This window comes from Oleiphilus sp. HI0061 (genome assembly GCF_001635675.1).
Window position 1 is genome coordinate 1 of sequence record NZ_LWFE01001245.1, and the last position, 16,715, is coordinate 16,715.

Below are 16,715 nucleotides of genomic sequence, written 5' to 3' on the forward strand. Positions count from 1 at the left end.
GGAAATATGATGTGACAAGGTTGAAGCAGGTATACCCAACTTTTTCTGTATGTCGCCCACTGTCATACCACTCTGCCCCGCCTGGATCAGAGTCCGAAAGATTTCAAGGCGAGTAACATTACCCAAAGCTTCTAATTGTTTTGCTGCATTTTCGATATCCATAATAGGGAGCTTATAGATAAACTGCCTCCACCACAACCATACTTCCAGAATATTGGAAATATAAAATAGAAACCTGACTAAGACTTAAATAGGTTTAGTCTCTAACCCGACCGCGAAGCGCCTTGGTTCGACTGTGTTTGGTCTTACTATCCATGCGCTTTCGCTGAGAGTTTCGACTAGGTTTCGTTGGCCGCCGGGTTTTATGAACAACCGTTGCTGCTTGAATTAAAGCCACTAAACGAGCCAGCGCATCTTCACGATTCTTCTCTTGGGTACGAAACTGCTGCGCCTTGATCACTAAGACGCCCTCTTTGTTGATACGGCTATCCTTAAGGCCTAGCAGCCGCTCTTTATAAAAATCCGAAAGCGAAGATGCTTTGATATCAAAGCGCAAGTGAATGGCAGACGAAACTTTATTCACATTCTGACCACCCGCACCTTGAGAACGAATAGCAGAGAGCTGAAGCTCTTCATCAGGAATAGTGACGTAGTCGTTAATCTTAAGCGGCATGAGAAAGGTATTTAATGCATTGAATATACCGCTAACAGTAACTTATAACTCACGGGGATGACAGGAAAAAACACAAGTCTCACGTTCAGCTTTCATTCAGCTTACTTGTTTCACAATGTACAGATATTAATAAACAAGCAGGAGTATGTATGAAAAGCATAAACAAAGCGGCAGTACTGATAGCGATCACAATGCTGATTTCCGGCTGCCATATCACAAGCCAGCAAGGTTCTTATATACTGGAGATCGAGACCACACCCTATAGAGAAAGTGATAGCAGTTGGGCAAGGGCAACTGAAATCATCTTACGTCACCACCAACTTTATTACTCTCAACAAGATTTATTAGACTATCAGTATGTATATTTAGATACAGAGAGCACACCGACTATCGATGACATCAGTTGGCTCTTATGGGATTTGGGAGGTTTAGATAGCTATGTTAGCGGAACATTAAGCCTGATTGAAATAAGGTCTCAACTACGTCAAGGCAGCCCTGTCATGCTTCAATACGGACCGTATTATAGCGGGCACTACCTTGTGATCTATGGTTATGACGACCACGACAGGGTTTATATCCATGAACCTGGCTACGGCACCCGAGTGATACATTATACGGATTTATATTACCAACGCTTTCATGGTAAGGGGCACTACTGGGAGTCGAGCTTACTGATCGAGCCTTAGCTGGCGGCACTTATCCAGTCTAATTGTGCTTCACGAACAAATGCCTTTATCCACACAGCCTGAAAAGGAGACTTTTTAGGATAAGGGCAACTAGAAATACCTAAACCGGCCTTTGCCTTCTCTATCGCATGCTGCCGAACTGATTCTGCTGAGTTTGTACGAGCCATGACCACCCTCAATGTAAATATTTACATTAAGTAAAGACGCTAAGCTTCTATTTTTCAACAAATTATTTAATATTTTAGGCAGGCATTTTTACTTGCCTGCCTCACCTATCGGCATAAAGGCTTTATCTCAAACGCCGACGCGAAAAAATTATTTAGACTCTGCTCGCCCAGTAAACTTGCGCTCTTCAACATTGATCTTAATACGGTCACCAGTAGAAATGTGCTCTGGCACTTGTACCGTTAAACCCGTCGTTAAGATTGCAGGTTTGGTACGCGCGGTAGCCGAGCCACCTTTTAAAGCTGGGTCAGTTTCTACAATTTCCAGCTCAACAGTACTAGGTAACTCCAGTGCAACCGGAGCCTCGTTTACCATCACAACCAGCAAGCCTTGCGCATCTTCGGCCATAAACAATAACTCATCAGCGATGCTTTCTTTATCCAGACTATATGAAGAGTAGTCTTCGCTATCCATAAAAACGTATTCATCACCATCAGCATATGAAAAAGTTACCGGGCGGCGGTCCAAATCTGCAAGTGACAGCATATCGGAGTCTTTGAAAGTTTCATCAATCTTATGGTTTGTCGCCACATTGTACATACGCATACGATACAAACTTCCGCCTGCACGGCCTTGTGGAACAGAGCGCTCGATATCGCGAACAATATAAGCTTCACCATTCATTTCAACGGCAGCGTTCTTCTTAATTTCACTTGCTTTAGGCATTCGTTTTAACTCCTGAATATTGTTTTGGCGCTATTATAGTCGGGTAAACTTGGAATTGATAAGGTGAAGTAATAAAAGAGTTTCATATCTATCTCTATAAGCAACGTTATTTTGCATGATACACAAACTTAAATTTAATGACCCAATATGTGTAAAATAGCCGCCCCAACTCACAGGAAATATTAATGATCTTTGGTTTGCTAATTTTATGTGCGATAAGCATCTTCGCTTCATTAGTCACTGAACTGTTTAACATTCCGGTACCTGGTGCGATTCTAGGCCTGCTGTTATTGACCGGTATATGTGTATTACGGGGCAAAACAGGGGCCTCTTTAGACCGCTCCAGCCAAGTACTGACTATTCTGATTCCTTTGCTAATCATGCCTTCGTGTATTGGCATTATGGATCACTGGCACCTGATAAAAAAAGAATGGCTAGCGATTCTGATAGCAATTTCCAGCAGCGTTATCTTTACCCTAGTGACCACGCCTTGGCTGATCGAAAAGCTAGAAAAAAGCCAAGAACTTGAGGAGTCTTAGCGGTGGAACTAATGTCTGAATTTAAGCTCCCCTACTTCTTTGACCTGTCTATGATATTAACAACAGCAGCCGTTTACTGGGCAGTCAGAAGAATTTACCTTAAGTCAGGCCTTCACCCTTTATTGCAACCTGTACTCCTCGGTTCAGGGACCATGATCGCGCTGCTCTTAACACTGAATATTTCGTATCAAGATTACTTCGAATCAGTACAAATAATTCATTGGTTCCTGGCGCCCTCAATTGTTGCTTTAGCCATCCCCTTATTTTATGAAGGCCGCCATATGCGTTCAAAAATAAAGACTCTCATCGCCCTAATATGCTTGGGAGGTTTTTTGACGGTATTGCTTGCGGTAGGCGTTTTACTTTTGTTCAAAGCAAGTGACGAGTCAATTCTTGCCATGCTCACCAAGTCGGTCACCACAGCGGTTGCTGTGCTGGTTTCAGAAGAAACTGGCGCGGTCGCATCTTTAGCAGCTGGCTTTGTAATGATTACCGGCGTTTTTGGTGCAGTCATTGCACCGCTTGTGTTCAAACGCTTTAATATTACAAATGACGAGGAAAAAGGCCTTGCCCTAGGGCTCAGCGCACATGCCATTGGCACGGTTAAAGCTTTTGAAATTAGTTCCAAGTGCGGCGCATATTCGATTCTTGCAATGATCGTCAATGGCATTTTTACCGCGATCTTACTGCCATTATGCTTCTGGTTGTTCTAGCAGCACACTCCTGGTTCATCGCTGAGATGGCACTCGGGAAATAACGACTCTTAAGACCTTGATAATCAGAACGCTTTTCTAGCATACCCGGTTACTTCACTCACGCCCATCTCTCGACCGAGCACCGTCAATGGATGCACGACTACAAGCCCTTTCACAGACTTCTTGAGTTTACCCATGTCTGCCTGCTCTTCTTTGAGAAGCGCTCGATGAAACTTCATTGCCTTAAGTTGAGCGCATTTACTACTTACATCTGAAGCTTTAGCCTGCTTTAAAGCAGAAATCTGTTTATTGATAGACTCGATATCACGCTTTGTTTGCCCGACCAATACCTGATTAAAACGCTTCTCTGCAGCCACTAAGGTATTCCGTTTTTTGTCTAAGGTATTTTGTAGTGCTTGAAGGTCTTGCTTGAAACTCATGATAACTCCTGGCGCAAAGGGAACTACTGAATATTAGACGCAGTAGTCAAAGGGAGCGAGATTGTACAGTAATTAACCAAAGGATTCGATCACAATTCAAATAACCCGAGCCTCCAGCAATAACAACGAGCCAAAAACTAAAAATTAGTGCATATACTCTACTACTAAAAATTAATGTGATGAACATCTCGTACTGTGAAGTTACGCACCAAAAATGTTTATAGTTTGCCGTATCTTGCGGCACAACAAGCCCCATACGGGATATTGTGATTTACTCGGGTATAAGGCTTTCAGATTAACTCAGGTGCTAGGCAGGTATGCGATGACTCAAGAATCTTCAATGGTAAAAGAGACCCTCAAAGGGAAAAATATTTTAATCACAGGGTGTACCGGGTTTCTCGGCAAAGTTGTACTCGAAAAAATTATTCGATCCACTCCCGATGTTGCCAGTATTCATTTACTCATTCGCGGCAACGCACGATACAATTCAGCTCAGGAACGTCTTGAGCAAGAAGTACTTAGCTCTTCAGTCTTTGGACACTTAAAGAGCCTAGATGAACAGGCATTCAAGAACTTTTGTCTGACAAAACTTAACATCGTCAGCGGCCAACTAACAGATAAGCTATTCGGCTTAGACGAAGATAGTTTTGATGAACTTGCTTCAAAAATCGACGTCATCGTAAACTCTGCTGCGAGTGTCGACTTTAGAGAACCGCTAGACAAGGCTCTAGCAATCAACACCTTAAGCTTAAAGAATATTATCGAATTATCGCAGCGTGGAGAAGTAACACCCGTTGTACAGGTTTCGACATGCTATGTTCATGGCTTAAACAAAGGTGAGATTTACGAAGAGACAACAGGGCCATATAAACGAAAAGTCCCACGCAATGCACAAGGTCACTATCTAGTCGAAGGTTTAATCCATTCACTACAAGACAGAATCGCACGCGCATTTTTGCCCTCAAGCACGAAAGAAGAACAAAAGAACGCCTTGGTTGACCTGGGGATCGAGCAAGCCCATCGCTACGGCTGGAATGACACTTATACCTTCACAAAGTGGCTTGGCGAGCAGCTACTAATAGAGAAACTAGATACGAGCTCTCTTGTCATACTTAGACCTTCAATTATCGAAAGTACACTTCGTGCGCCAGTACCTGGGTGGATTGAAGGCATAAAAGTTGCCGATGCCATTGTATTTGCCTACGCTCGTGGAAAAATCTCTTACTTCCCTGCTGACCCGCATGCAGCAATGGACATTATTCCCGCAGACTTAGTCGCTAATAGCGTTATTCTGTCCATGACCAAAGCACTGAAGTCACCCGGCGAAACAAACATTTACCAATGCTGCAGCAGCTCATCTAACCCGGTGACAGTTGCTGAACTAAAGCGCGCAATGGTCGATGAAGCCCAATCAAACTACAAGGCCTACCCAAAGCTGTTTAAGGCTAAAAAGCCTTCGAAAGAATTTACCTTTGTCTCTAAGTCTGTCTTTGAAGCATCGATGAAAGCAGCTCAAGTGCCGCTGGATATATTGCAAGACGTTCGATCAAAAATCGGCTTTAAAAAACGCAAAAACCGCATGCACAAGAATATAGATACAGCCTTAACCTTGTCGACCACGTTTTCTTTTTATGGTTTTCCCAAATACCGCTTTCATAATGGCAAGCTACTAGCCTTAGCTGAAGAGCTAGGCGAAAAGTCTGACGGAGAGTTCCCTGTCGATGCCAAGCTAATTAACTGGTATCGATATTTTGGTAAAACCCATTTAGCCGGCATTGAAAAATATGCGATAAACGAAGTTGCGAAAAATGCACTGGTTAAGCAGGTGAAGACCAAAGAATTGTCCGTTACTGACTAATAGATAAACTGAGCCTTTAGCCAGCCCCGATTGAACATTCCCTTAGTCTAATCGGGGCTGGCCTTTGTCTACTCGCTCAAGCTTACAGCGTCATAATGTACTGAACCAAATCTGAAACCTCCTCAGTATTCGATGTACACCATGGGTGTGGTGTCGCTGGTAAACCAACCGGGCCAGGTGTCCCCATTTCATCTACACCAAATTCACGACGCATCTTCTGGTAATCCCAGTAGTAGTGGTCGTCATCCCAAGACACTTCACTAAAGTATTTGTGCTTTTCGATAAAGCGGTTGCGCTTGTAACCTCGATCCAACCTGGTAATGTAGTCCGACTTGGGCACCCTGAATACATCGCCTCTGCGATTTAAGTCCGGTGTAGTAATCGGCTGATCGACAGAGCCGGGCGCAGGTCGAACCGGTGCATGCAAGGTGTAATATTGTTGGTACATTTCAGAGTTGCTATCACAACGAGCTGGAGATACCAGATCACTCATATTTCTCACGTGACCGTCAGATAGCAAGCCACGATTCTGCACCCAGTACATATCACGTAAGAATGTCGCGCGAATCGACTCGACCTCTTTTTGGTAAATCGTTGGAGAGAAAAATCTGCCAACTTCATCCAAACGCAACATCTTTTCATTTGTGTTGGCACCGACGCCATCATTGTGGCAGCTGCCGCAATCGCGATCGAAGGTCTCTTTACCTCTTGCTATCGCTGCAGAAACTTTTGGATAGGACTGCCAGCCCTGGCTAATAAACTGTCCTTCTTGCAATGCTGGTATTTCGCGCGTTTTCGTTACCTCTTTATCTGGTTGAGGTATCTTAATACCAAACCAGCCCCGCTTAGGCGGCTGCGGTACCATCTCGGTATAGGTCTCTATGACTGTACCGGTTTCTGTTTGGTCGACAAGTAAACCCTTCTGCTTCAACCAGCGATACATACCAATTTCACGTAGTAAGTCATCGTCCTCATCAAGCTGGGTCATGTACGCGGTTAAGGCTTGTAAAGGCGCTTTTCTCATTGCCCCTTGCGCACCGTCCGGCTCTTCTGCATGCACATAAGAACCTTCAAAACCGACATAGGATTCGGTATGCGACAGAGAACGTCGAATCGACATATAGTTGGTCACATTTGGAATTGCGATCGGTGAAAACTGATAATCATTATCGGTATGGCTGCCCTCTCCTTTGATTCTAACCAAGTTATGCTCACCGGCACCGGCAGGCATATGATAGATCAACATATCTTTGGCAACTTTTTCTTCTTCCGGTGCCCAGTCTGGCCCTGGCTCCTTCTCATAAATGCCCTTGAAGGTTTTTAGCGGCGTCTGTAAAACTGTCCACTTCATGGTCCATTCAGGGTTAGGCAAGCCAGGGAAAACCTTTGTTTCATCTTCGCCATTGACGTTTTGGTAAGTGATTTGATAACCGTGGCACGACGCACAGTTGAAACCGGCAAATTCACCCGGCCCTGTATAAGGGTGATTACCTTCTGCATAGCGATATCCTACCCAACCTGTATCTTTTGTATTGCCTTCAAGCTTGGCAGAACCCAAGGTGAGGAAGCCGGGGATCGGGGTTGGCATTGGGTAAGGATCAAAGTAAACATCATCCATCGCTTCATTCGGCACTTGCCCTCTGACCGTTTTATAGGCGCCAAACAACTCTCTCGGGTCAGCATAGCCTCCTTTAACCGGGTCAAACGAACGATAGTTAAAGATCGCCTTCCAATCCAGGTTTCGTACCGCATGTGCGACACCAATATTGTAGTCGTACGACCAGAATATCTTTCGACCTTCTGTCACCAAATCAGAGAAGTTCGGGTTATTAACATCTATATCAATCGGCGTGCTGGCAACGGCATCACTCAGCTGTGACACAACGTCACATTCATGCTGAAACGTATCGCTGATAATACGAGAGGTCTGTGCATCAATAACGGTATGTGGAGAACCTGGGTGTAGCAAGGACTCATTATAACCCGTTCGTTTTTGTACCTGCACAATCAAGGGACCGCTGCTAGCATGGTCAGGTACCCTGAATACAATACGGTCATCTTGCCAGCTAATAACGTTTTTATCCCATGCATCAACTTGCTGCTCTGTTTCGTAATTAACCTGATCTGACACAGCAAGCTTCTGATCAAACATACGTAAATCAGTTTCAAGAATACGGGTATTACCCAGCATGATTTTGCTAAAATCTATATCCACACCTGCACCGAAGTTTGAGCCGATTAGCGTGACAATATCGCCAGGTACAAGTACCGGGCTTTGAGTCCCCATACGAGTCCAGACAAGCTCATCACCCACCTTTATCATATCTATGAACGGCGTATTCAAGGCCTGAGACGCTGACTCGGCGCGTAAGGCTTCTCTCGCTAAATCACTGGCACAAACTTCTTCTTGGTGAGGAAATTCACCCGGTAAGCCTGAAAGGTCAATCGTAGCATTGGCAATGCTTGCGGATGCGGCCACAAGCACGGTGATGGTTTTCTTAACTAAACCCGGCATGGTTATCCCCTTGGATATCTTAATATATTTATTTTTATAGCCCAAAGAACACAATGTTTTACAGCTACCTTAGACTAAATAAGGGTGCAATTGAGCACTCACATTCTAAACTAGCCATTTCAACATTCCCCCCTCCCCAAGCAGGGGGAATAAACAAAGCACTTGAGAATTGAATATTTTATTCTGCAATTACAAATACTTAGAAATATAACGCTATATTCTACCAATCGACTCGATTCGTTAATACGTGAACCAATTCAAATTTTAATAGCGGGCCAGCCTCATTATGAATAGCCACTTTTTACCAACTTTTATGACAAATAGTGTCGAAGAGTTTTACACGTTCTGAAACCTACCTTTATAGCCTTGCGGACAAGTTACTGTAATAACTAAAGTTACAGAATCTGGTCTATTTCCTGCGTATTTTTTGATCAATAACTCACAATAAAACCAACACAATAGGAAGGAAACAGACAATGAAAAACATTATTTGGCATTTGTGTACAGCTGTCGTTCTATCCTTGTCTTCTTCAATTGCTTCGGCTGCAGTATTGGATATTGACTTTAATGGCTCTCAGTTCTTGCTAGGTACTTTCGACAGTGCAGAAACAGGCACTGATTTCTACAACTATGGTAGCCCTTGGGCAGCATCAGCGAACCCGGTTTACCCTGGAACCACAACCCCCATCCCCTTAGAAGCTGACGCCTTGCAGATATTTTCTCATGTGAATACGCTTACCAATGAATTGAGCTTTGGGGTAATTCTTGAAAGACCAAATGGAAGTGGAGGCGGCTCTTTTAATGCCAGCATTGACTTTTCTACACCCGCAGCACTGGCATTCTTAGATGACCCAAATGAAGGAGGTAATAGTGCACTGGGTACAACTAGCTCTATCAATATTGATTTGGATTGGGTGAATTGCTGTACCGATGGCTTTGTCATCAGCGGCTTCGACCCTGAAGACTTATTTATCGACCTGTACAATGTGACCGGTAGCGACTTGGACAGAGCAATATTTCTAAGTCCTGATGGCCAGAATACGCAGTTTGCTTTTCCCGATGACGTATTCTCAATCAGCATAGGTTCCTGTGACCCACAAACCGACCCCAATCAATGCGTGATTAGCGTATCTGAGCCCTCAACGTTTGCCCTACTAGCGTTTGGTTTATTTGGCATAGGTTTAATGAGGCGGCGCAGTATTGCTTAACGACTTCTTTTTCCATACAACCTATAAGGTATTCGCCTTATAGGTTCTCTTACTCTCTCTTTATGATTTAATTAACTGCTCTTCTTTCGCGGCCAAAATCATAAAAATAGATCTACCATCATTTCTTTTATAGAATCCCCTGAACAATCACTGAGCCGGACCAAAATTTCTGCAATGACTACTGTACAGAACCTCCTAAAGCAAGAACTAGGTGAAAACCTTAGACAATCGCCTGAACAGGTTTGCCGAGTATTCCATGGCAGAGGTCGGTTTTTTCCCTCATTTGAGAACCTCAATATTGAGTGGTATCCACCCGTTTTATTTGTCCAATGCTATGAAGGTGAGCTAAGCAACAATGAGCTTTCCGTCATTAAGGAGATCTTTGAAGAGCATGAGTTTATTCAAAGCGTATTGCTCCAATCCCGGCCTTGGCCCGATGTGGAAAATGAGGTTTTGTTTACACGAACTAGCAATAAGCCTGAACTGCCTTTGGAGTTTAATGCAGCACTTGATAAGGATCTTTTGTGTAAGGTTAGTTTAGGCGAAAACCGCAACACAGGCGTGTTTCCAGACATGCGAAGTGGCTGGCATTGGCTTGCTGAACACGCCGAAAACAAACGTGTTCTAAACCTTTTTTCTTATACCTCGGTATTTTCTTTGTTTGCTTTGAAAGGTGGCGCAAAGAAAGTAGTTAATATTGATATGTGCGGTAGCGCCACCAAAACCGCACAATTAAATCATCAGATAAATAATCTACTGGATGAAAGAGTATCGATTTGGAAAAAGAACATTCTTAAGTCAAACAGCCAAATTGCCAAGCAGTCAAAGTTCGACATAATCATTCTCGACCCGCCGCCTTTTCATAAAGGCTCCTTTCGAGGCTGGCCTGACTATCAGAAACTACTACGTCGCTGCACCAAATACTTAAAGGATGGCGGAGTTATCTTAGCGGCCCTAAACAATCAACAAGTAACCTTTTCAGAATTTGAACGCGACATACGAGAGACGATAGAGGATGTAAGATCTATCACGCCTTTAGCGCTTAGTGATGAAATAAAAGAACTGGAGCCTGATAAGGGGTTAAAACTTGCCTTGATTGAATGCTGAAGCTATTGGAGTTCCCTAAAATGTACAATTTCATTGCATGTATTAGTCTTGCGTTCTTCATAAGCTTTGCCAGCCCAAGCTTTTCCCGCACTATCCTTGAAGGGCAAAGTGGCCAGATTCACTTCATTTTGGAAGAACTATACTCAGGCTTAAATATTCCTTGGGGACTGGCTTTTCTGGATGCCAACACTCTATTAATTACCGAACGACGTGGCCGGCTTTATAGTTTGGATATTCAAACAAAGCAGCTCACAACTATCCAAGGGCTTAAGAACGTGCTTGCCAAAGGCCAAGGTGGCCTTCTTGATATTGCCATAAGCCCAACATTCAGCTCATCAAAGAATATTTATCTTAGTTATAGCAAAAGACATGATGGAAAGGGAACGACAGCCCTTGCCAGCGCCCAACTCACAGAGAATCAGCAGCTAAGGCATTGGCGTGAGCTATTCGTAGCGAAAGGCGATAGCGATACCTTCCGACACTTTGGTAGCCGTATTGCCTTTGACAATCAGGGGCACATATTTTTCAGCGTCGGTGACCGAGGCAAACGGGAAGACGCGCAAAACCTAAGCAATCATGCCGGAAGCATCATTCGATTAAATTTAGACGGCACGGTTCCTAAAGATAACCCTTTCACTCAACTAGCCCGCGCCCTACCCGAAATATGGTCTTACGGGCACCGAAACCCACAAGGTTTAGCTTTTACTCCCGACAAGTCTGTTTTATGGTCTATCGAGCATGGACCAAGAGGTGGTGACGAAATAAACCTGATTAAACCAGGCAAAAATTATGGCTGGCCCATCATTTCCTATGGCAAGGAATACTGGGGGCCAATTTCTGTGGGTGAAAGCACTCATAAAGAAGGCATGGAGCAACCCGTTAAATATTATGTTCCCTCCATTGCGCCAGGGAGTCTGATCGTTTATTCAGGCAACGCCTTCAAGGAATGGAAAGGGGACCTCTTTTCAGGTGCACTAAAGATGACACACCTAAACCGAGTATCGCTCAACAAGCAGTATCAGGCTATCGCTGAAGAACGATTACTTGAAAGCCTGGGCGAACGCATTCGAGCAGTTGTCGAAAGTCCTGAAGGCTGGATTTACCTTTCCACCGACAGTGGACGCATTTTGCGTTTGCGTGATAAATAGTTTTGAGTGACTACAACAAAACAATCCTTGTATAAAAATATGGAAAAGTATCGTTATCTAATACCCTCAGGCTCTTGCTATTAGACTTAGTCGTTTTTTATTGAGTATCCGTTCATCACCATCTAGTTTTGCTTTCGCTTGTTGCCACAAACCAACAAATGGAGAGCATTATGAACAGACAACCAAACTTCTTAGAATTGATAAGCTTTACCCTATTATTCGCATTTAGCATGATGTCGCAGGCCGCTGGACTCATGTCACCCGCAAACGGTCAGCTACCAGCGTTGGAAATAAAACAACACCATGTAGATGTCACTATCGAGGATGGCTATGCCATTACTTCAGTAACACAATTATTTTTCAACCCGAATGACACCACGCTAGAAGCAATCTACTCCTTCCCCATTCCAGAAAAAGCAGCGGTAGGAGAGTTCACCTATTGGATAGACGGTAAAGCTGTGACTGGCGAGGTGCTTGAGAAAAAACAAGCTCGCGAGATTTATGAGCAAGAAAAAGCACAAGGCAGAGAAACCGCCTTAACAGAACAGGATGAGTATAAATCTTTTGATAGTGCCGTTTACCCGGTTTTGCCAAAGCAAGATGTCAAAATCCGATTAGTCTACATTCAAGCTGTCCATTCAGACCATGGCATTGGCAGTTATGTCTACCCACTTGAAGATGGTGGCGTCGATGAAGAAAAGTTGGCCTTTTGGAGCTACAACGAAGTGGTAACCGAAGCATTCAGCTTCAAGATGAATATAAGATCCTCTTACCCTATTGACGATGTCCGTCTTCCGAAACATCCGCAGGCAATTGTCACCTCAAACACGAATCAGGCATGGCATATATCCATGATGAATGGGCAGGCCGCACAAAACGAAGAAGACTCAAACCCAATCACAGCAAAGCAATCAATCACTAAACTCGATCAAGATATCGTGGTCTACTGGAGACATCAACAAGGCCTGCCAGGCTCGATTGATATGGTCACACACAAAGAACCCGGAAAAGACAAAGGAACCTTTATGATGACCATCACCCCGGGGGATGACTTAAGTAAAATCAACTTGGGGCGAGATTGGATCTTTGTACTGGACTACTCAGGCTCAATGCAGGGAAAATACCACAGCCTTATCGAAGGCGTTAACAAAGGGCTTTCCAAGCTAAATCCAAATGACCGTTTTCGCATCATCCTATTTAACAACAATGCAAGTGAGATCACACAAGGTTACACCCCTGCGACAGCCGAGAATGTATCAAGATATACACAATCACTTGAATCGACGACCCCTAATGGCGGCACAAATTTATACGACGGCCTGAAAAAAGGCATCAAAGGTCTCGATTCTGATCGCGCGAGTGCCATCATCTTAGTCACCGATGGCGTTGCTAATATCGGCACCACGGAGAAAAAATCCTTTCTAAGCTTACTCGAACAATATGATGTACGACTCTTTACCTTTGTGATGGGCAACAGTGCTAATAGACCACTACTCGATAGCATGACAAAAATTTCTAACGGCTTCGCAATGAGTGTATCCAATAGTGATGACATCGTTGGCAAGCTAATGATCGCTACCGAAAAACTAACTCACGAAGCCTTTCATGATGTCGAAGTTGATATTGACGGCGTTAAGGTTAAAAACCTTACACCCGCCCGTATCGGTTCTGTGTACCGAGGTCAGCAGCTTATCTTGTTCGGACATTACTGGGGAAATGGTAAAGCAACGGTTGAAATCAAAGGCAAAATGTCAGGCCAACAACAAACCTACACAACGTCTTTTGACTTCCCAAAACAAAGTGAACTCAACCCTGAGATAGAAAGGTTATGGGCGTTCGCGAGCATTGAAGCATTGCAGAATAAAATTGACTATCTAGGCGAAGATGCAGATGCCAAACAAGCCATCATCGACATTGCCAAACAATATGGTTTAGTCACCGACTACACTTCGATGATTGTTGTGAGAGAAGAGGTATTCAAGCAGCTTAACATTTCAAGAGATAACGCCAAACGCGTAAAGAAAGAATTGCAGGCTAAACAACAACGCGCAAGCCAGCCGGTAAGAGACCATCGTAAAGATGCCCATCAACCAGCTTTCAACAACACCCGCGCTTACCCGAGCTCTGGTGGAGGCTCATCTAGCCCCTGGATGATGTTATTGCTGCTCATCGCGGCGGTGTTATCACGAAAGCTTCAATCAAAGCGTTCATAAAACACCCTAAAAAACGAAACCAATGCTGATCTATGAACTCGGTTTTCATAGATCAGCCCACACCTCAAACTACCCCATCAATACTAAAACTTTCGCAGATCCTTTTTTCTGCGCATCTTCTCAAAAGCCAAAGGCTCCCATCGACGCATACCTGTGACAACACTAGTACCGAATCGCTCTTTAACAGGCAACTTTTCATCCTCTACATGTAAGCGATGAAATTCCTCTGCAAGTTGATCCAACTTTCTCTGAAAGATCAGGTTAGAGGCTTTAGAGAGCATCCCCACCACAAACTGTCGTTTGTCACTGGGCTCATCAAACCTATAGTTAAAGAACTCATTCACTAGAATTTCTTCGAAAAACCGCTGTATAGGGCCGTTCTTTTGCCAACTGAAGTTTCTATCAACTAATAACTTTATGCGATTTCCAGGCAACAACTCGATCAACTTTAGGCGATCTAATTTGGCAAGATGCTGGATTAACGCGGTCTCAGTTAAATCATAGGTAGACAATATATCTTCAAAGCTCCAACGATTTAAGGCACTATTTGCGACAATCAAAAGCGGAAGATCATCAATAATTTCTTTTTCTTGCTCAATCGTCAAACTTCGAATCTGATCAGACTGTCTCACCATCTCCACCAGATCACTAATTTCAATACCTAAAAATTCACAAATTTGATCTAGCCTTTTTAGCGAAAAGCTTTCCTCAGAAAACAAACGTTTCACGCTCGCCTCACTTAAATTGAGGGCATCAGCCACATCTGCATATTTTACATCGTTAATTTTCAAACATTTTTTCAGTGCTTTGACTAAAGCAGCGCTCTGAGACATCTGATCTCCCTATTATGAAACAGCGGTTCATGAGAATGACAGCAATACCGAATACTATGAAATATCGGGCTTATATCCAAACCTAGAATGGTTTTATCGTTACCATCAACAACTAAAATGACTGAATTAGGCCGGCGGACAACTGGATAGACGAAATGATTTATGATTGAAAAAGTCTTATAATTCTTAGATTATTGCACAAACTAGAGGCTTGAACTCAGGTTACAGACAAATATTACCAGGCTAAATGGAGTAGCGAGTAATATGACAGAGCAACAAATACCTGTGCGGGAAAGCCGTCAAAAAAAGCTTAAACAAGCTGTTGACTGCCTTAAGAAAACTATCCCACAAATGAAAGACCTTGAAATCCCAATCACCCCGGAAAACTACTTCGTTTGGTATGAGTATTTTCAAGGAATGAACCTCGAGCTACGCAAGAAAATAGATAGCCTGCTAGAAAGTGGAACGAACTTTACAGACAGCTTAAATAACTCACTCTACGAAACTTATATTGCAAACCAAACGCAGGATAAACTGAGCCATATACAAGGCGATACAGAGACGCTTGTGGACAACCTGCTGCAAGAGCTGGAAAAAATCCTTGAGGGCAACCAGGCTTTTTCAGCCGCACTGGAAGAAAGCCAGAATGATCTAAAGAAAAACCCCGATATCAACAGCATCACTCAGCTCGTTGCCAAGCTTATTGAAGAAACTGACCAAGTTAGACAAGCCAACACATCAATGGAAAACTCCTTAATCGTTGTGAAGGAGGAAGTCAGTACTTTAAAAAGGAACTTGGAAGAACTGAACGAAACGGCGTTTACCGACCAGCTCACCGGCATCCCGAATCGACGAGCATTTGATGAGTCTATTAAAACACTAGTAAATGAGTTTGAACAAACACTGAAGCCCTTCTCTCTCCTATTTATGGATATTGATCACTTCAAATCGTTTAATGATACGCACGGCCACGCAGTAGGCGACAAAGTTTTAACCTTTATCGCAACAGTTCTAAAGAAGGGTGTCAAAGGTGACGATATCGTCGCTCGTTATGGAGGTGAAGAATTCGTGGCGCTATTACCCAACACACGCTACGAAGGCGCACTCGTTGTAGGCCAGCAGCTATGCGATAAGGTCGCCAGTAAAAACCTGGTTATGGGCAGTGATAAAAAAGTCACCCTGGGTAATATTACCATTTCTGTCGGTGTTGCGAGTATGCAAACCTCTGACACAATTGATGGCTTAGTAGAGCGCGCTGACCAAGCCTTGTATGCAGCTAAGAAACAAGGCCGGAACAGAGTAATTGGAGAGACGCAGAACCTTGCGCAAAGTCAGTAGTATCAGAAAGGTGTATCGGCTCGAACCCTTTCTCAAAGGTTGGAGTTCAGTGCACGGCATAGTTAAACAGCACTCAAAGGCGTGAAAGTCCGCAAAACGGACCTTCATGACTGATCGATAAACAAGGATATTTTGGCCAATATTGATCTGATCGGTTACTTCTGGAAAGTGAGATAAGCGGACATAACTTGAGAATTGTCTTCAGATCTAATCTGGCCCTTCCTAACTAGCATTTTTATATTACAAAAGACCCGAAAGCGGACATAACAGTTGGACTGTTTTTACAAAATTACGGCCAATATTCGCTAAGTGAAGCTTCTTCTATATGCTGTATGTATAAACAGTATCAAGGAGGATACTCATGTCACCGGCAAGGAATGTCTGGGCGAGTCAAGCACCATACTATGAACGCCATCAGCCCGAAAAGACGCTCCTCTATCAATTGGTTCAGGAACATTATCCTGTCTTTAAGTCCTCGTTGGAGGGTCAGGGACAAAGCTTGCCTCGTTACGTTCAGAGAGAGTTCGAAGATTTTCTCCAATGTGGTCGGCTGGAATATGGCTTTTTGCGT

The 16,715-nt window shown here is 43.7% G+C and carries 16 protein-coding genes and 1 pseudogene; 10 read left to right on the plus strand and 7 right to left on the minus strand.

What is annotated here, in order from left to right; genetic code table 11:
* The coding region (locus A3735_RS19450; RefSeq protein ID WP_156499773.1) for a helix-turn-helix transcriptional regulator at positions 1–162 on the minus strand (162 nt) is incomplete at its 3' end.
* Positions 163–256: 94 nt separating this feature from the next.
* Positions 257–673 (minus strand): alternative ribosome rescue aminoacyl-tRNA hydrolase ArfB, encoded by a 417-nt coding sequence (arfB, locus tag A3735_RS19455; RefSeq protein ID WP_068514252.1) that lies wholly within the window; start codon positions 671–673, stop codon positions 257–259.
* Between the two features lie 149 nt (positions 674–822).
* On the opposite strand from arfB, the gene A3735_RS19460 reads away from it, so the two are divergent.
* Positions 823–1,359: a hypothetical protein gene (locus A3735_RS19460; protein ID WP_068514249.1), complete on the plus strand. Its 537-nt coding sequence runs from the start codon at positions 823–825 to the stop codon at positions 1,357–1,359.
* Here A3735_RS19460 and A3735_RS29790 read toward each other — a convergent pair.
* Both A3735_RS29790 and yeiP read right to left on the minus strand, forming a co-directional pair.
* A complete protein-coding gene (locus A3735_RS29790; RefSeq protein ID WP_156490659.1) occupies positions 1,356–1,526 on the minus strand; it encodes a hypothetical protein in 171 nt (56 codons plus the stop codon). The genes A3735_RS19460 and A3735_RS29790 overlap by 4 nt on opposite strands.
* A gap of 148 nt (positions 1,527–1,674) precedes the next feature.
* Positions 1,675–2,250 carry an elongation factor P-like protein YeiP gene (gene yeiP, locus A3735_RS19465; RefSeq protein ID WP_068514246.1) on the minus strand — a complete coding sequence of 192 codons (576 nt, stop codon included), beginning with the start codon at positions 2,248–2,250 and terminating at the stop codon, positions 1,675–1,677.
* A gap of 185 nt (positions 2,251–2,435) precedes the next feature.
* Between yeiP and A3735_RS19470 the strand changes: the two genes are divergently transcribed.
* Positions 2,436–2,789, plus strand: coding sequence for a CidA/LrgA family protein (locus A3735_RS19470; RefSeq protein WP_068514244.1), 354 nt, complete (start codon positions 2,436–2,438; stop codon positions 2,787–2,789).
* 11 nt (positions 2,790–2,800) lie between these two features.
* A complete protein-coding gene (locus A3735_RS19475; protein WP_068508010.1) occupies positions 2,801–3,502 on the plus strand; it encodes an LrgB family protein in 702 nt (233 codons plus the stop codon).
* 65 nt (positions 3,503–3,567) lie between these two features.
* On the opposite strand, the gene A3735_RS19480 is transcribed toward A3735_RS19475, so the two are convergent.
* Positions 3,568–3,924, minus strand: coding sequence for a YibL family ribosome-associated protein (locus tag A3735_RS19480; protein ID WP_068508013.1), 357 nt, complete (start codon positions 3,922–3,924; stop codon positions 3,568–3,570).
* 322 nt (positions 3,925–4,246) lie between these two features.
* On the opposite strand from A3735_RS19480, the gene A3735_RS19485 reads away from it, so the two are divergent.
* A complete protein-coding gene (locus A3735_RS19485; protein ID WP_068514241.1) occupies positions 4,247–5,782 on the plus strand; it encodes a fatty acyl-CoA reductase in 1,536 nt (511 codons plus the stop codon).
* 82 nt (positions 5,783–5,864) lie between these two features.
* On the opposite strand, the gene A3735_RS19490 is transcribed toward A3735_RS19485, so the two are convergent.
* Positions 5,865–8,297, minus strand: coding sequence for a hypothetical protein (locus A3735_RS19490; protein WP_068514238.1), 2,433 nt, complete (start codon positions 8,295–8,297; stop codon positions 5,865–5,867).
* Between the two features lie 476 nt (positions 8,298–8,773).
* Between A3735_RS19490 and A3735_RS19495 the strand changes: the two genes are divergently transcribed.
* From A3735_RS19495 to A3735_RS19510, 4 genes are all read left to right on the plus strand, one after another.
* A complete protein-coding gene (locus A3735_RS19495) occupies positions 8,774–9,505 on the plus strand; it encodes a PEP-CTERM sorting domain-containing protein (RefSeq protein WP_068514235.1) in 732 nt (243 codons plus the stop codon).
* A gap of 174 nt (positions 9,506–9,679) precedes the next feature.
* Positions 9,680–10,612, plus strand: a complete 933-nt coding sequence (locus A3735_RS19500; RefSeq protein ID WP_068508856.1) for a class I SAM-dependent methyltransferase — start codon at positions 9,680–9,682, stop codon at positions 10,610–10,612.
* A 20-nt stretch (positions 10,613–10,632) separates the two neighbouring features.
* Positions 10,633–11,760, plus strand: coding sequence for a PQQ-dependent sugar dehydrogenase (locus tag A3735_RS19505; RefSeq protein WP_068638499.1), 1,128 nt, complete (start codon positions 10,633–10,635; stop codon positions 11,758–11,760).
* A 170-nt stretch (positions 11,761–11,930) separates the two neighbouring features.
* A complete protein-coding gene (locus A3735_RS19510; protein WP_068514231.1) occupies positions 11,931–13,973 on the plus strand; it encodes a VIT and VWA domain-containing protein in 2,043 nt (680 codons plus the stop codon).
* An 83-nt stretch (positions 13,974–14,056) separates the two neighbouring features.
* On the opposite strand, the gene A3735_RS19515 is transcribed toward A3735_RS19510, so the two are convergent.
* Positions 14,057–14,806 carry a helix-turn-helix transcriptional regulator gene (locus A3735_RS19515; protein WP_068514227.1) on the minus strand — a complete coding sequence of 250 codons (750 nt, stop codon included), beginning with the start codon at positions 14,804–14,806 and terminating at the stop codon, positions 14,057–14,059.
* Positions 14,807–15,070: 264 nt separating this feature from the next.
* Here A3735_RS19515 and A3735_RS19520 point away from each other — a divergent pair, with 264 nt between their 5' ends.
* Together A3735_RS19520 and A3735_RS29125 are read left to right on the plus strand one after the other, a co-directional pair.
* Complete coding sequence (locus A3735_RS19520; protein WP_068514223.1) at positions 15,071–16,144, plus strand: GGDEF domain-containing protein; 1,074 nt, start codon at positions 15,071–15,073, stop codon at positions 16,142–16,144.
* A gap of 361 nt (positions 16,145–16,505) precedes the next feature.
* Positions 16,506–16,715 (plus strand): annotated as a pseudogene (locus A3735_RS29125) (IS91 family transposase); the annotation flags it as partial.

Coding starts and splice junctions, on each gene's coding strand:
- A3735_RS29790 (WP_156490659.1), bottom strand. CDS start 1,526: ATGGCTCGTACAAACTCAGCAGAATCAGTTCGGCAGCATGCGATAGAG.
- A3735_RS19500 (WP_068508856.1), top strand. CDS start 9,680: ATGACTACTGTACAGAACCTCCTAAAGCAAGAACTAGGTGAAAACCTT.
- A3735_RS19495 (WP_068514235.1), top strand. CDS start 8,774: ATGAAAAACATTATTTGGCATTTGTGTACAGCTGTCGTTCTATCCTTG.
- A3735_RS19505 (WP_068638499.1), top strand. CDS start 10,633: ATGTACAATTTCATTGCATGTATTAGTCTTGCGTTCTTCATAAGCTTT.
- A3735_RS19490 (WP_068514238.1), bottom strand. CDS start 8,297: ATGCCGGGTTTAGTTAAGAAAACCATCACCGTGCTTGTGGCCGCATCC.
- A3735_RS19470 (WP_068514244.1), top strand. CDS start 2,436: ATGATCTTTGGTTTGCTAATTTTATGTGCGATAAGCATCTTCGCTTCA.
- A3735_RS19485 (WP_068514241.1), top strand. CDS start 4,247: ATGACTCAAGAATCTTCAATGGTAAAAGAGACCCTCAAAGGGAAAAAT.
- A3735_RS19520 (WP_068514223.1), top strand. CDS start 15,071: ATGACAGAGCAACAAATACCTGTGCGGGAAAGCCGTCAAAAAAAGCTT.
- A3735_RS19515 (WP_068514227.1), bottom strand. CDS start 14,806: ATGTCTCAGAGCGCTGCTTTAGTCAAAGCACTGAAAAAATGTTTGAAA.
- arfB (WP_068514252.1), bottom strand. CDS start 673: ATGCCGCTTAAGATTAACGACTACGTCACTATTCCTGATGAAGAGCTT.
- A3735_RS19460 (WP_068514249.1), top strand. CDS start 823: ATGAAAAGCATAAACAAAGCGGCAGTACTGATAGCGATCACAATGCTG.
- A3735_RS19475 (WP_068508010.1), top strand. CDS start 2,801: ATGTCTGAATTTAAGCTCCCCTACTTCTTTGACCTGTCTATGATATTA.
- A3735_RS19510 (WP_068514231.1), top strand. CDS start 11,931: ATGAACAGACAACCAAACTTCTTAGAATTGATAAGCTTTACCCTATTA.
- A3735_RS19480 (WP_068508013.1), bottom strand. CDS start 3,924: ATGAGTTTCAAGCAAGACCTTCAAGCACTACAAAATACCTTAGACAAA.
- yeiP (WP_068514246.1), bottom strand. CDS start 2,250: ATGCCTAAAGCAAGTGAAATTAAGAAGAACGCTGCCGTTGAAATGAAT.